Below are 14,522 nucleotides of genomic sequence, written 5' to 3'. Positions count from 1 at the left end.
TGGCTGGGAGCATGTCGCCGTCTCGACGCCGCGGCGCTGTCCGAATTGGGACGAGATGTGCTTTGTCAAAGACCTGTTCTGGGATGAAGAGGAGTGCGTCATGCAACTGCATCCGCCACATTCGCAGTATGTGAATAACAGCCGATATTGCCTGCACCTGTGGAGACCCACTCATCGGGACATCCCAATGCCGCCGCCGAGCTTTGTAGGCATCGTTGGGCTAGGGCCATCAGAAGCGGCAATGTTGTTTGCGCGGATGAGCGCGACAGCATGATGAGCCGAGTTAACGATATCCGAGCGGAAGATGAGGCCGAGCGGGTGCAGAAGCACCGGTTCAGCACCGCCGGAATGAGGCGTCACAAGCGGATATATGTCAGGACCGATCGCCTGTTGCAGTGTGCGCAGGGTGGGCTGAGCTGAATTCGCTGCTGTCAGGAAAGAGAGCCGCTGACAGTGCACTGATCCGGTTCAAGAGATGTCTCGTATGTCCAGGCCCCGCCTCGGCCACCAGGCGGGGTCGCCGTCACCCCTGACTGCATCCGGAATTGCTCAAGCTAGGCCTACCGGTCGCTGTGCAAGAGCCGTTAGCTCGTCGCCCACTACCCCGCATCTGGAGCGGGGCTGGTGAGCAGAGACGGTCGAGTCACCAAATAGCCAGCTGGGGCAGTAGCTTCTCGAGCTTATCTGGTTGTCAGCTTGTCGTCAGCTTGCCGCGAATATCATTCGCAGGCAGGGTGTAAGCAGCCCGCGCTAGCTTTGACGAAACGTACGCTGAAGAGGCAGGCGAACCGGCATGTATAATCGAGTTAGTGGCCAATCCACGCGCCCAAATCAAACTGACGAACCGAGTCAGTCGGCAGACAGTAGCGAATTTGCGCAAACACTGACGGATCTCGCTCAACGGGAGAGCGCGCCATCCGGGGAATTGTCTGACAAAATGGGGCTCTGCTGCAGCAAGCCACATACCTCAGATGCAAACATTTACACTCCAAGCACCTCGGACCCCAGCACATCCTCTCTATCCTCCAGCTCAAATCCATCCTCTCCAGCGAGGCCTATCCGTCCTCTGTTCGAATACAGGACTGCTGAATTGCCCGAAGCCAATGTCAACGGAATCTGCGTTGGATTGGCAGCGGAGTGGCTCCTCAATCTCCCAAGCAGCCCTTCATCCCGGATGAGGGCGCTGCGCTCGGGTACTCAAAATCACAGCTCAGCGGCAGTGCGGCAGCAGCGGTACGAAGACCTCAAGACTCTGTTGCGAAGCGATAGGGCGGAAGGTTCTCACAACCTTCAGGCAAGAAGCACGATGTTACGCGAAGCCGGCCTAGAGCCGTCGGCCGAACAAACGCGATATAGGTTTGGTACATCTTCGCGCATTGACCAGATCGTGAACGAGGTCACCCACGATCCATCGATCTACTTGGTCAGCTTGCGTTTCGCCGCAGGTGGTGCCCACATGATCGCAACGTCGACATCGAACGGAATGACGACCCTCTTTGATCCTAACTATGGAGAATTTACTGTTCGGTCAGATCAGATGAGTGATCTGTTCAAAAGTCTTGCCGACCGTTACAGCAACCCGCCGAACAGACTTGATATATCGACGGTCGTCACACAAAGGATGACGTGAGTGTTTCGGATGTTCCAACGGACCTTGCCGATCCCACGCGCGGATCCTTTCGTGTTCGTTACTGGACGGCCGCATCGCCTCTGACAGTGCAGCACCACGGCCGGGAACACGGATTTTGCCGCCCTCAACGTGCGCCCGACGTGATACCGGAGCTCACCGCGGCCCTTCAGATGTTGGGAGCGGTACGCTCGACGGAAGCTCTCGGAAAGTAGTGCACCGAGGGGGGCGAATGTTCAGAGATAGAGGCTAGCCTATCACAGGTTGATGAGCTCGTGCCCTTGCGCGTCAAAGCCAAATGGCCGGGGCTTGCACTCAAGCGGGACGAGGGCCCGTTAGAGCTTGCCTGAAAGCTGGCTGAGTTCCTCGTGTGGGCTTCGATCCCTTACGCCCCGCTTGCACTCAGGGCTAAGAGCGGGCACCAGGCACCCACCACAGACGGCACAAGCTGTAGTTCGTCTGCTTCGGAATCATCGCAGGCCTCTTCTCCACTGACGTCGCCAGCCAAACAGCTGGTGCGGCGGCAATGCATGCCGTCGCACCACCGAACAAACCGAGTCGACGCTTGCCGCGAGCTCCGCAACAATCTGCTCCTTCTCGTCGCTGCACTTCCGCTGACGTCCGGTTCTGGTGAAGTCCTCAAGCCTCGAACCGACTCAGTGATAACACTATGCACTGTGTTCGTTCTAAGCCTCACGGTTCAAACAAACCGTCAGCGATGTCCCAAGCCTGATCCATATCTCTTTGGAATTGTTCCAGCTTTGCGCCGAGCTGGACTAGAAGGTCATTTGCCCCGAATAATGCGAGGTGAAGCTCCACTCCGCGGAGCGGGCGCAAGCTGGCTATTAAGCTTGATCTGGAAGACCGTCTCCCGGTGGCTTGGATATGATCCCAGTCTCACATCGGAAGCAGCGCGGGCGCGACTCGGCGCTGGTCGGGCTGGGATGGATCAGACGCTGTCCCTGCCACGCCCGCACTACTGATTGAAGTTAGCAGAAACGTGACTCGGCGCCCAAAAGCCCCACGCATACACAGGGCAAGCGCTGTCCCTACCACGCGCCGCTAACCTCAACGGCGTTGTACGCGGACTAGCTTTCCGAAAGCTGACGAAACCCGACGCGATTCAGAAAACGAAAAGCGGCTGGTGCGGGTCGATGCCCTCTGTCTGGAACCCACCATCTGGCCAGCGGATCGCCCGATGCTGTTGACAGACCTGAAGCCCCCGATCACTGCCAGTGTCGATTACCACCGCCGCTAGCTAGCACATCCGCCCTGCTCGGATCGACCAAGTTGACGTTGGCGTGCCGGTAAAGACGGACCGCACATTCAGGTAGGACGTAAGCGTCGTTCTCAGGCCACGGCTTTGAAGGCTTGAGCTCGGTAGGCCCAGGGCAGTAACTGGTCAGTGTCGCGGTTTGGATGTCCGTTCACGATCCTTGTCAGGCGGCGACGTCGTTGATTTTTCAAGTCTCGAGCAGGGTTGCGACGACGGCCCAATGTTCGGCGCCCTAAGCCAGACCATCAGACCGCTTACACATGGCTGATGGGGTTCAGTATATCTGGCTTGGCCGCTCATGCCCAAAATAACAGAAGCCTCGCGGCACTGGCTAGGTCATGGCGGCCATCGCGTTGCAGCATGCGCTTTGACGCCGGCGTCGCAACGGAGCGTTACAGGACCAAGGATGAAGGGCCTGGGCTTTTCAGTGTGGGGCGGCACTCGTGTGGTAGATGGCGTTTCTCGGGCGCATTACGAGAAAAGTCAGAAGACGCATCCCTATCGCGCAGTCGCCAGGCGCAAAAGCACTGTGGCGTCAGCATCGACCATGGGGGACCACGAAACGGTGGCTGGCCATCATGGACAAGGGTCGGAACGTGCTCGAGTTCATGGGTTCATGGAGGCGGTCCACCGTTGTCGAGCGGCAGCCGGTCGAGGAGGGGGGCCGGCTCCTCCTGAACGCGCAAGCCTTTGCTGCGGCCGCGCGCTGCCCGGGAGCGAGCTTGGGTTAGGCCCTCATAGCAGAGCCTGCCGGACTCAGAGGTGGCAGTGCTCAGGGACGCCTCGGCTTTCCGCAGCTGCGTCGTCGCGCGCGGCACCACTACGTGGAAAGACGTGCGGCATCCGCTAGATGTCAGACATACTGCAACAATTTGAGGTAATCGTCTGTGAGGACAGGTGAGCGAATCGAACGAGCCGCGTCTTGAAGGAAGGTGGTCAGGGTTCGACTGGCCCGATTGCGGCCTTCGAAAGATTGCCTTGCCGGCGCGCGAGTACGGAGAGTTGCTAGTTCCGAACTGACCAGGTCAGCCGCTGCTGCGGTGCAATCTGAGGCAGAGAAGCAACCAGCAGACATGACAGCCTGTGCCAGTCCCAGCGTGGTGAGCCAACCCGCATAGATCAGCACGGCACCGTCTGTCTCATTGAGCGCAGAGAGCTCCTCAATTGCAGCAGCATGGACTGATGCCGCACCAACAGACCGAAACAGATCGGCTATCTCGTGACGCGTGGCTTTAGAGAGGAGGCAGCGACCGAGATGTGATAGGAGCGCCTCAGTGGGACCTTCGAAGATGCGGAGGATGCGAGCGTCTCGATAGATCTTGGCTAAAGGCGTTCCCTCATCGTAACCACGGCCACCTAACAGCTGGACACATTGATCAGCGACAAGGCCGCACCACTCCGAGGACAAAACCTTCGTTGCCGACGCAAGGTGGACGTTGGGCGCGCCCTGCGCTGAAACAAGTCGGCAGGATGCGGCCAGCATCGCCTTCACGACTTCCCGCCGCAGCACCATCTGCCCAAATAACTGCTCGATGTAGCTGTTCTCGATCATGCGCAGTTTACCGAGTCGACGATGGCTTGCATAAGAGGCTGCGACCTGGATAGCGCGCTCAAGCGCTCCAAGACCCATAGCAGCCACACCGATACGGCCGCGGTTCATACTAGATGCCGCCGCGCCCCAGCCGTCTTGATCGCGAGAGAGCACGTAAGCACGCGGCACCTCGACATCCTGGAACTCCAGAGTATTCTGAATAATGCCGCGTAGACCCAGTGTGCGATGCTCGTGCGTTACCTTCAGGCCTGGAGCCTGCCTGTCAACGAGTACACCAACGAGCCGACCTTTCGCATCGGGACCAGACGCGCGTGCAAAGCAAACGATCCAGCGAGCCCAGTCAGCGAGGCCGATCCAGATCTTGCGGCCAGAGATACGAACTTTATCTTCGCGCATGAGAGCCGAAGCCTCTATATGCCTCGGGGCAGAACCAGCTCCAGGCTCCGTCAAAGCGAAAGCGCAGAGATCGCCGCGTGTTGCACCCCAAATGATATTCTTTTGTTCGGGGATGTGCGGTGCCGCTTCGATGCAGGGCAAGGCCAGGAAGTTATGGATAACGAGCGTAGAGGCAGCGGAGACATCGAAGGATGCAGTGGCGGAGATGAGGTTGATAGCCTCTTGCAAGGGAAGAGCTAATCCGCCGTGCTCTCCTGGTGTGGTGAGCCCGAACAGTCCATGCTTTGCCAACATGCTGTGTAGGGTCGGAGGGAATGCTCGGCGGTCATCCGCGTCTGCGAAATTCAGCTGACTGAGGTCAGCGATCAAACTAGAGTATAGTGCATCTGCACGGCCTTCAGCTGTGCGTTCCTGCGCCTCCCCGCATTGGGCGTAAACCTGAGTGTACATATCCATAAGGCCTACAATGATCCCGGCCGCGCTTAGTGCCAATTCATCCCCGTGGCTAGCTCGGCTACACATTGGTATAGTGTGGATGCAGGCGCAGTATAAGCACGTTGTCTGGAACGGCATTTATTGCGGCCGCCGCGCGGGCTCCCATCAAGATGCGTCTTGTCGATATGACCTATCGGAGGCGCACGCTCGTTTCGGTGACCTCCCATTCTCCTCAGGACTCACTCAGGTTGTCGATTGGTGTTTCGTCCCAAAGAGAGCCGCCTGGGGGGAGATCCGTCATGGACCGATCGCCAGCATAGCGAGGCGATACGTGACATATGGCATTTTAAATCATGTTCACCGCCACTCCGTGGCTGTTCGGCTTAGCGCGGACATACGCGCAGCACCAACGAACCGAAATGATCTGTCGCTCAAGACTAGCAAGCGCTAGGCGGGTCCAACCCCGCTCCGCAAGCAAGAGACCTCTCGATAGCCAGACTTGTTGCAAAGCGCGCGCACCGTGTCCGAGGTGCGACGATTGTGAAGATGCGCACAGGCTGCTTTGGGCGACAAAGTTGTAATTCAAAGAGTTCCTTCTTGGCACGACTAATGCTTTGGGTTGGCCGGCGACGCCGCCGGACCAGGATAATACCCTCGAGCAAGCGCGACCTGGCGATATCCAAAGCATGGAATAGCAGATAGATGATATTGATCATGATCCCATTCCTCATCCAGAAACAACTGCAATGGAGCTTGCAAAAACTCGTGCCGCTCCAGCGGCGGACGAACCATGCCGCGTCCAACCACCCGCCCCACCGTGCTTTCGTTCCAGTTCGAGTGCTGTCAAGGCTGTCGACATCTTCATCTCGATCGGTTGCGTGCCTTCTAGCGCTGGTCCTGACCAGCGCCTTCTTGACAGATGGCATGTCAGCCGAGGCTCCTTCGAGCTCCGTGCCGCTCTCCAGCTTTACGCTTAACAACGGCCTGCAGGTGGTTGTGATCCCGGACCATCGCACACCCGTGGTGACGCAGATGATCTGGTACAAGGTAGGCTCTGCAGACGAAACGCCGGGCAAATCGGGGCTCGCACATTTCCTCGAGCACTTGATGTTCAAGGGCACCGAGAAACACCCGGTCGGCGAATTCTCCCAGACAGTGCATCGCACCGGAGGCAACGAGAACGCCTCAACCTCGGTCGACTACACCAACTACTATCAGCACGTGCCGCGCGAGCAGTTGCCGACCGTGATGAAATTCGAGGCCGATCGCATGACCGGGCTCGTGCTCAAGGACGACAACGTGCTGCCCGAGCGCGACGTCGTGCTCGAAGAACGCAACATGCGCGTCGCCAACAGCCCCGCGGCGCGGCTGAGCGAGCAAATTCAGAGGGCACTCTACCTCAATCACCCCTATGGACGGCCGATCATCGGTTGGCGGCAAGAGATCGAAAAATTGGATCGCGAGGATGCGCTGGCTTTCTACCGCCGCTTCTATGCGCCGAACAACGCGATCCTGGTGATCGCTGGCGATGTAGACGCCGCTGAAATCCGCCCGCTGGTCGAGCGCAATTTCGGCTCCATCCCGGCGCAGCCCACCATCCCAGCGCGGCGCATTCGTCCGCAGGAGCCGGAGCCGGCCGCCCCGCGCACCGTCACGCTGGCCGACCCGCGGGTCGAGCAGCCCAGCGTGCACCGCCATTATGTGGTGCCCTCGGCGATGACCGCCGCAGCCGGCGAGAGCGCGGCCCTCGACGTGCTCGCGCAACTGATGGGCAAGGACTACAACTCTTATCTTTACCGCGCGCTCGTCGTCGACAAACCGCTCGCGGTCTCGGCCAGCGCCAGCTATTGGGACATCTCGCTCGACCCGAGCGAGTTCTCGATCTCGGCCTCGCCCAAGCAGGGTGTCAGCTTCGCGGAGGTCGAACAGGTGATCGATGATATCATCGCGGACATCGTAAAGAAGCCGATTGGCGCCGAGGATCTCGAGCGGGTCAAGACCCAGCTCATCGCCCGGGCAATCTACGCCCAAGACGATCATGCGGTGCTGGCGAGCTTGTATGGCAGCGCGTTGACGATAGGCCTGTCCACCGATTACATCCGCAGCTGGCCTGATCGCATCCGCGCAGTCACTGCCGAGCAGGTTCGCGCCGTTGCGCAAAAATGGCTCGAGAAGAAGCGCTCGGTGACGGGCTATCTGATCAAGGACACCGCCACCGCCAAGCGCGAGGAGAAGCGTTCGTGACCTATCCCTTCCTCCGCGCGCGTCACTTCGCGCTATCCTTCGTCACCGGCGCGGCCCTCGCACTGGCTGCGGTCTCGCCGTCGCATGCAGCCGCAAAGATCCAGCATCTGACCTCTCCGGGCGGCATCGAAGCCTGGTTCGTGCAGGACGCAACCGTGCCGCTGATCGCCATGGAATATTCCTTCGCCGGCGGCTCGGCGCAGGATCCCAAGGACAAGTCGGGCGTCGCTAACCTCGTCGGCGACCTCCTCGACGAGGGCTCCGGTGATCTCGACTCCAAGACCTTCCATGAACGGCTCGACCGCCGCGCCATCGAGCTCTCCTTCAACGCCACCCGCGACACCCTCCGCGGCAGCCTGCGCATGCTGCGTGACAACAAGGACGAGGCCTTCGATCTGCTGCGGATGGCTTTGACCTCGCCGCATTTCGACACGGCCGACGTCGAGCGCATCCGCTCGCAGGTCATCTCGGGGCTGCGCCGCGAGACCACCAATCCGACATCGCTGGCGAGCCGCAAGTTCCTCGAGGTCGCCTTCGGCGATCACCCCTACGGCCGGCAGACCAACGGCAACCTCGACAGCGTGCCCACCATCACGGTCGCCGACTTGAAGGATTATGTCGGCCGCGTTCTCGCCAAGGATGGGCTGAAGATCGCGGTCGTCGGCGACGTCGATCCGGCCACGCTCGGCAAGCTGCTCGACCACACCTTTGGTAGCCTGCCCGCCAAGGCCAACCTCACGCCGGTCCCCGACGTCGAGGCCGCAAAGCCGCCGCAACGCGCCTTCGTGACGCTCGACGTGCCGCAGACCGTGATCACCTTCGGTGGCCCCGGCGTGAAGCGCAGCGATCCCAACTTCATGGCGGCCTATGTCGTCAACCACATCCTCGGCGGCGGTGGATTGTCCTCCCGGCTCTATCGCGAGGTCCGCGAGAAGCGCGGGCTGGCCTATTCCGTATACGAATCGCTGCTGTGGATGGAGCATTCGGCGCTGTTCATCGGCAATACCGGCACGCGCGCCGACCGCGCCGGCGACACCATCGACGCCATCGAGAAGGAAGTCCGCCGCATCGCCGAGGAGGGCCCGACACAGAAGGAGCTCGATGAGGCCAAGTCCTACCTCAAGGGCTCGCAGATGCTGGCGCTGGACACCTCCTCCAAGCTGGCACAGGCGCTGTTGCAGTATCAGCAGGACAAGCTGCCGATCGACTATATCGAGAAGCGCAACGCCATCGTCGATGCGGTGACGCTGGACGACGCCAAGGCCGCCGCGAAGCGCCTGTGGGACCAGGGCCTCCTTACCGTCGTCGTCGGCCGGGCACCCCAGGCTGCGCAGCCCGCCGCAGCGACCCCGCCGAAGTCGGACTGAAGTGCCTCATTGCCAGCAGAGCTCCATAAGTCGAGTTCGGCACCTCCCATCTGTAAGATATGTGGCGCTTCGCGGCCCAGCGGAAACCGCATCGCGCCGCGTAGCGTTCTCAACGGCAAAACAAGGAGACGATGCATTTTGTCTCTAGAGGATCGCTGGCACGGGGCTAGACTGCATTTGTTGACAATGAGCATTTTGAACCCGGAGGGCCGCCGGCAGTATCGTCGGCGCCTCCTTCAACGAGAAGCGGATGAGGATTGGGCTGCCCTTTGTCGCCACCAGCGTCCGGGCCACGTCGCGGCTTGTGTAGCGGGCCGTACTGCGCGGGAGAGCGTCGATGCGTGATTGGAAGAGCGAACTCGATGCGCTCGTCGCTGAAGCGATGGCTTTCGCGCTGAAGGTGGAGATCGGGCAGCCCCGGCCTCAACTGAAAGAAGTCATCGACCGGGATGGCGTCAGCCTGCCCGACTATGGTGGCAGCGAACGCGATCAAATTAGGAAGCGGGTCGAGAGCTTCAAAGCGCACCAAGAGCGCTTCATGCGCGAGCGCGAGGAATATGCTAATTCGCTGCTGCGCCGGATCAGGCCGATCACCAAAGCTTAGAAGAGTTCGTTGAACCTTTTCACGAGCCCGGAGGCAGCTTTAGTTATGCAGCTCAAGCAGTGCTCGAGGGCAAACCTGTGGGCCGAGAGTTTTCCGCCATTTCGGTCATTGATAAGCGGGCCCTAGACTTGCGGACCTCTCGAACCGGCTCATTCCGGAGAGTTAAAGTACTCAGGCTCTCGCGGTGCCAGGGTTTTTCCGTCGCACATGTGCCCCCATTACTCTAAAAAGACGCGTTCTTTTCTACAAGTATCGCGGATCTTGCTCCGAGCTGCGGCGTCGTCACGCTCGGGTGTTTTTTCGTGAGCGTCATCCCGGGACCACGGGCTGAGGGCTGATCTGGTGGGTTAGGAAGATCTCGTGGAATGGTTAGTCACGAGGCCTGCATGTCAAAGGATAGTCGTAAGGATAGCGATAAGGATAGGCATACACCTATCCTCGAAGACGGCGCCGACACGCTGCAGCGTGTCGAGATCATCACCGGGACCGGCCGGCGCCGACGCTGGTCGACCAATGCGAAGGGGGCGATTATCGCGGAGAGTTTTGCGCCGGGTGCAAGCGTGTCCGCGGTGGCGCGGCGACATGACATCAGCCCAAGCCTGTTGTTTCTGTGGCGTCGTCAAACGACGCGGGCGAAGGTCGCGGAGCGTGGGGCTGGAGACGTGCCACCTGGCTTTGTGCCGGTCGCGATCACCGGCTGCGGGAGCAAATTACGGTCGTGTGAGGAGCAGGCGGCAATCGAGATCGAGGTCGGCGCGGTTCGCATCCGTGTCAGGGGGACGGTCGACCGGCGGGCGCTGTGCGAGGTGCTGGCGGCAGTCGGGACGGTTTGCCGATGATCGGGCTGCGACCCGGATTGTCGATCTGGATCGCGACGCAGCCGGTCGATTTCCGTCGCGGCATGGACTCACTGGCGATGCTGGTGAGCGAGGCGTTTGGAGCCGATCCGTTCGACGGCGGACTTTATATCTTCCGCTCCAAGCGCCGAGATCGCGTGAAGATCCTGACCTGGGACGGAAGCGGCCTTGTCCTTTACTACAAGAGAATCGAGGGGCAATTCACCTGGCCGCCGATCAAGGAAGGCGTCATGCCGCTATCTCATGCTCAGCTCTCGGTGCTGCTCGATGGCTCAGACTGGAAGCGTGTGCCAATGCGTGTTGTGGATCAGCCAGCACGAGCTGGTTGATCCTTATCAAGAGTAGTTCGTCATTCATGCAGAGTTGTTGTACGATTACGCTGCATGATTGATTTGCCTTCCGATCCAGCCGTGCTCCGACAAGCCGTGATGAAGCTATCGTCACGGCTTGCGGCGTTGTCGGCGGAATGCGGCACGCTGGCGGCCGAGCGTGATGCGGCGATCGCCCAACGCGACGCTGCGGTTCAGGAGAACGACAAGCTCCTGATGATCCTGTCCCAGTACAAGCACACGATCTTCGGTCCCCGCTCCGAGACACTGGATTCCGGACAGCTGTCTCTCTTCACCATCACGGCGCAGGCGGCTGGTGCCGCCGCCAACGACGACGTGACCGGAGGCAGGCTGCCTGATGGAGCGGAAGGCCGTAGCAAGCGACCGGCGCGACGCAACCGGGGGAAGCTTCCGGAGCATTTGCCGCGCATCGACGTCATGATCGATATCGAGAGCCACATCTGCCCCTGCTGCGGCGAGCCGCTGCACAAGATCGGGGAGACCGTCAAGGAAGCCTTCGACGTCATTCCGATGCAGTACCGGGTCAAGCGCATTGTGCGTCCGCGGTACGGCTGCCGGGGATGCCGCCAGAGTGTGCAGCAGGCACCCGCGCCGGCCCAGGCGATCGACGGCGGGATGGTGACGGAAGCCTTGCTGGCCCACATCGCGGTGATGAAATACGGCTACCAGCTGCCGCTGTATCGGCAGGAACAGATGTTCGCCGCGCAAGGCATCACGCTCGACCGGCAGACGCTGGCCTCGTGGATGGGCCGCGCCGCCTGGTGGCTGAAGCCGCTTCACACGCTGTTGCGCGACACAGTGATGTCCTACCCGCGGCTGTTTGCCGACGAGACGCCGCTGCCGGTTCTCGATCCCGGCCGTGGCAGGACCAAAGTCTGCCAGTTCTGGGCGATCGCCACCGACGACCGTCCGTGGAGCGGCCTGGCGCCGCCGGCGGTGGTCTACATGTTTGCCGAGGATCGCAAGGCGATCCGCGCCAAGCAGCTGTTCGGGAACTACCACGGCATCCTGCAGGTCGACGGCTATGCCGCCTACAAGGGCCTGATCAAGAACGGCGGCCGTCTGGTGCAGCTGGCGTTCTGCTTCGCGCATGCGCGGCGGAAGTTCTGGGACGTTCACGTCGCGACGAAGTCGCCGATTGCCGCGGAAGCGCTGCAACGGATCGCGATGTTCTACGCCATTGAGGATCGCATCCGCGGTCTGCCGGCGACGCATCGGGCTGTGGTGCGGCGAACCGACACCAGGCCGCTGATCGAGGACTTCAAACCCTGGCTCGAGGCGCGACTGCTGGAAGTCTCGAAGAAGTCCGGTCTGGGCAAAGCCATCCGCTACACCCTCAACCATTGGGACGGCCTGACGCGCTTCATCGATGACGGACGCATTGAAATAGACAACAATACGGTCGAGCGCAGCATCAAGCCGATAGGCCTGGGAAAGAAGAACTATTTGTTCGCCGGCAGTGAAGGCGGTGCCGAGACATGGGCCATTCTCGCGTCGCTTATCAACACGGCAAAGCTGCAAGACATCGACCCGCGGCACTATCTGACCGATGTTCTCGATCGCGTCGTCTCCGGTCGTACAAAGATCAATCAGCTGCACATGCTGTTGCCGTGGAATTGGAAGGCCGAGCGCGATAGTCCGCAGGCAAAGCTCGCCGCCTGATCAGTTCGACGGCAGGGCATCTGGAACTTCCTGCGCATCGCTGGTGTCGTCATAGATCTCTTCGCGGATCACGCGTTGCGTCACCTCGTGCAGATAGACTTGCAGCGCCCTCTCCAGCTCGGTGAACTCCGGTAGCAGAACCTTGTCGACGAAGCCTCGTGAGGCACGGATCATCACCGTGTTGCGTCGCTGGCGGTGATAACGAAACGGCCGCAGCCCGTACCGGCGGCAAAGCGCCAAGAACAGGTGCCGCGACCATTGGTCGGGAAGTGACAATTGCTGCTCGATTGGCGGATCGTGGCGAGCCAGCTCCTCGACCCGAGCACGCACCCGCTGTAGCGCAGCTTCCGCCGCGAGGCGCTCACCGGCAGTTCCCGCACCCGCGAACAACGCCTCGATCTTCCGAAGCTTCTCGCGCAGCTGCGACTCGCTGGTCATTCCGAGGTCCCCCGTCGCCCGCTCTAACCCGCGGTCACCCCATCATCACGCAACGGCAGCGTCAATCACCTCGATCGGGCAATCCAAAGCATTCCGCGCAAGTCAAGGCCGGGCACGGTGATCCTCTCGTGACGCTCACGTTTTTTCGAGGGTGACGATCGGCAGACGGATTGCGACCAGCTATTTGGCACACAAGTGATCTCCCGCGGCCATAACGCGCAAATTCCCGCCGCGCCCTCATCTCCGGCCAGAAGCGCGGGTTGTTCGGCGCGATCACGCGCGAGGTACGCCGCCATTTTGAAATTGACCCCACCATCGAGACCTCAAGTGGCGGCTTACGATTGCCGAAAGCTTGTCAGTCTCGCAGCTTCGACATTGCAAAGCGGCGATTGGACCGATCCCGACGCCGCCGACGTTAAGAATTCTTTGAGAGCACGCTCATCTTGAAAACGCCGAACGAGCGTCAGACTTCCGCCCGGCCTCCGAAAGGAGGCCGGACTCTTTCGCCACAAACAGCTCTGGCAAATCCCGAACGATTTGAATCGGATGCTAACGCTTCACCGTGGCCGCTGTTCGCAGAAAACCTTCAGCCACAGTTGCCAACCAGAGCTTTGTGGGGCGTAGGCGCTGGCTTCAGTCGCTGTCGGCGCTGCCACCATTTGCCGAATCGTCAATAATCGCTTTGGAGGGGGCCGTGCCGGTGGCGCCGGTCGTACCCTTAGTCCCCTTAGTTGATTTTATGCCCACCTTTCCGCCCACGGAGCCGGGGTGCGCGCTCAATACCTCATCATCGATCTTGGTGCCCTGTGTTTTCTTGCCTTGCATGCCGCTGTGGGGCTTCGTGGATTCGGAAGGAAGTGCTTGCGCGAGGACAGGGCCGACAAGCAAGGCCGAAAGGGCGCATGCGATGGCAGAGGTTTTAACTAAGTTCATCCAAATCTCCTGGATTGCTTCGCGATGAGACGATTCGGTGACTTCCCGCCATTCGCATGCACCGGACCGATCGCATCGCATAAGATGGTGCGAATGGCGCGGGGGTCATCAATCTGCTTCGTGTGGTCATCGTGTAGGGATTTCGGGGCAATTTCGCGGAAATGCCCACCGCATATGCGGCGACACGCAACGCGCACGGCAACGTGCGGTTTGGGCGACGTGGCGGTGCTTTGCTGAAGCCTTAGTCTCACCTTTGGATCAATCCAAGATGCTCGTCTTTTCTATGGCGGCGGACAAACGGAAGTGTGGCTAGGTCTCGCGGAAATCATGCTCAAGCAAGAACCAGGGCCCATCCATCTCATTGCCGAGGCACCACAGCTTGATCCATGAGAATGGGCATTCTCGCTTGGGGGGTTCAAACAAGCCATCTGGCCATGAGATGTAAGTGCGAAATTCCAGGAAAGGGCATTTGGGCGCTTGGGACTACGCGTCAGGACAGGAAAGTAGGCAAGTCGAAAGCGGGTAGGCGGCACCAGACCCAGACGAAGGGTTCGAACACTCGGATGAGCAGAGGCGGCTTTGTGAGAGTCAAATAACGACAGGCTCGTTTCCATCGCCGTGCTGGACCCGCTTTACCTTGGCCGAGGCCCTGTCGCCGCCGAAGGAAAAGTCACAAGCAAATTAGGTCTGGACCTACCGCCGCTCATATGGATAGCCCGATGGGTTGGGCCTTTGGGGCGACTTGCAAGGGCTACGTTGGAAGCTCGCCCGAAGCAAAAAC

At 60.3% G+C, this 14,522-nt stretch carries 10 protein-coding genes and 2 pseudogenes; 7 read left to right on the top strand and 5 right to left on the bottom strand.

Going from position 1 to position 14,522, the window contains the following annotated elements; all coding sequences use genetic code 11:
* The first annotated feature begins 1,090 nt into the window (after positions 1 to 1,090).
* Positions 1,091 to 1,630 carry a YopT-type cysteine protease domain-containing protein gene (locus LRP30_RS30545; protein WP_249757170.1) on the top strand — a complete coding sequence of 180 codons (540 nt, stop codon included), beginning with the start codon at positions 1,091 to 1,093 and terminating at the stop codon, positions 1,628 to 1,630.
* Between the two features lie 467 nt (positions 1,631 to 2,097).
* On the opposite strand, the gene LRP30_RS30540 is transcribed toward LRP30_RS30545, so the two are convergent.
* The 3 genes and pseudogenes from LRP30_RS30540 to LRP30_RS30530 all read right to left on the bottom strand — a co-directional run bounded on the left by LRP30_RS30540 (position 2,098) and on the right by LRP30_RS30530 (position 5,145).
* Positions 2,098 to 2,172: a hypothetical protein gene (locus LRP30_RS30540; RefSeq protein ID WP_249761862.1), complete on the bottom strand. Its 75-nt coding sequence runs from the start codon at positions 2,170 to 2,172 to the stop codon at positions 2,098 to 2,100.
* An 805-nt stretch (positions 2,173 to 2,977) separates the two neighbouring features.
* Positions 2,978 to 3,171, bottom strand: a pseudogene (locus LRP30_RS30535) (transposase domain-containing protein); the annotation flags it as partial.
* Positions 3,172 to 3,756: 585 nt separating this feature from the next.
* Positions 3,757 to 5,145, bottom strand: a complete 1,389-nt coding sequence (locus LRP30_RS30530) for an acyl-CoA dehydrogenase family protein (protein ID WP_249757169.1) — start codon at positions 5,143 to 5,145, stop codon at positions 3,757 to 3,759.
* A 1,065-nt stretch (positions 5,146 to 6,210) separates the two neighbouring features.
* Between LRP30_RS30530 and LRP30_RS30525 the strand changes: the two genes are divergently transcribed.
* From LRP30_RS30525 to LRP30_RS30500, 6 genes and pseudogenes are all read left to right on the top strand, one after another.
* The gene (locus LRP30_RS30525) at positions 6,211 to 7,530 is read left to right on the top strand and encodes a pitrilysin family protein (RefSeq protein WP_249757168.1); all 1,320 of its coding nucleotides are present in this window, start codon (positions 6,211 to 6,213) and stop codon (positions 7,528 to 7,530) included.
* Positions 7,527 to 8,897 carry a pitrilysin family protein gene (locus tag LRP30_RS30520; protein ID WP_249757167.1) on the top strand — a complete coding sequence of 457 codons (1,371 nt, stop codon included), beginning with the start codon at positions 7,527 to 7,529 and terminating at the stop codon, positions 8,895 to 8,897. Before LRP30_RS30525 ends, LRP30_RS30520 begins: the two co-directional genes overlap by 4 nt.
* A 337-nt stretch (positions 8,898 to 9,234) precedes the next feature.
* Complete coding sequence (locus LRP30_RS30515) at positions 9,235 to 9,501, top strand: hypothetical protein (protein WP_249757166.1); 267 nt, start codon at positions 9,235 to 9,237, stop codon at positions 9,499 to 9,501.
* Between the two features lie 434 nt (positions 9,502 to 9,935).
* Positions 9,936 to 10,124, top strand: a pseudogene (locus LRP30_RS30510) (transposase); the annotation flags it as partial.
* Positions 10,125 to 10,336: 212 nt separating this feature from the next.
* A complete protein-coding gene (tnpB, locus tag LRP30_RS30505) occupies positions 10,337 to 10,687 on the top strand; it encodes an IS66 family insertion sequence element accessory protein TnpB (protein WP_249757165.1) in 351 nt (116 codons plus the stop codon).
* Between the two features lie 99 nt (positions 10,688 to 10,786).
* The gene (locus LRP30_RS30500) at positions 10,787 to 12,370 is read left to right on the top strand and encodes an IS66 family transposase (RefSeq protein WP_249761861.1); all 1,584 of its coding nucleotides are present in this window, start codon (positions 10,787 to 10,789) and stop codon (positions 12,368 to 12,370) included.
* Here the strand turns inward: LRP30_RS30500 and LRP30_RS30495 are convergent, their stop codons facing one another.
* Positions 12,371 to 12,808, bottom strand: a complete 438-nt coding sequence (locus LRP30_RS30495) for a hypothetical protein (RefSeq protein ID WP_249757164.1) — start codon at positions 12,806 to 12,808, stop codon at positions 12,371 to 12,373.
* 633 nt (positions 12,809 to 13,441) lie between these two features.
* Complete coding sequence (locus LRP30_RS30490; protein WP_249757163.1) at positions 13,442 to 13,741, bottom strand: hypothetical protein; 300 nt, start codon at positions 13,739 to 13,741, stop codon at positions 13,442 to 13,444.
* Between the last annotated feature and the right edge of the window lie 781 nt (positions 13,742 to 14,522).

The organism is Bradyrhizobium sp. C-145, from assembly GCF_023375135.1.
In the GTDB taxonomy this organism is placed as follows: domain Bacteria; phylum Pseudomonadota; class Alphaproteobacteria; order Rhizobiales; family Xanthobacteraceae; genus Bradyrhizobium; species Bradyrhizobium zhanjiangense.
Note: the sequence above shows the minus strand (reverse complement) of the source record. Positions and strands in the feature narration are given on the sequence as shown.

What these genes read in the sequence shown, in the direction of transcription:
- LRP30_RS30530 (WP_249757169.1), bottom strand. Translation starts at nt 5,145, where the DNA reads ATGTTGGCAAAGCATGGACTGTTCGGGCTCACCACACCAGGAGAGCAC.
- LRP30_RS30525 (WP_249757168.1), top strand. Translation starts at nt 6,211, where the DNA reads ATGTCAGCCGAGGCTCCTTCGAGCTCCGTGCCGCTCTCCAGCTTTACG.
- LRP30_RS30515 (WP_249757166.1), top strand. Translation starts at nt 9,235, where the DNA reads ATGCGTGATTGGAAGAGCGAACTCGATGCGCTCGTCGCTGAAGCGATG.
- tnpB (WP_249757165.1), top strand. Translation starts at nt 10,337, where the DNA reads ATGATCGGGCTGCGACCCGGATTGTCGATCTGGATCGCGACGCAGCCG.
- LRP30_RS30500 (WP_249761861.1), top strand. Translation starts at nt 10,787, where the DNA reads ATGAAGCTATCGTCACGGCTTGCGGCGTTGTCGGCGGAATGCGGCACG.
- LRP30_RS30495 (WP_249757164.1), bottom strand. Translation starts at nt 12,808, where the DNA reads ATGACCAGCGAGTCGCAGCTGCGCGAGAAGCTTCGGAAGATCGAGGCG.
- LRP30_RS30490 (WP_249757163.1), bottom strand. Translation starts at nt 13,741, where the DNA reads ATGAACTTAGTTAAAACCTCTGCCATCGCATGCGCCCTTTCGGCCTTG.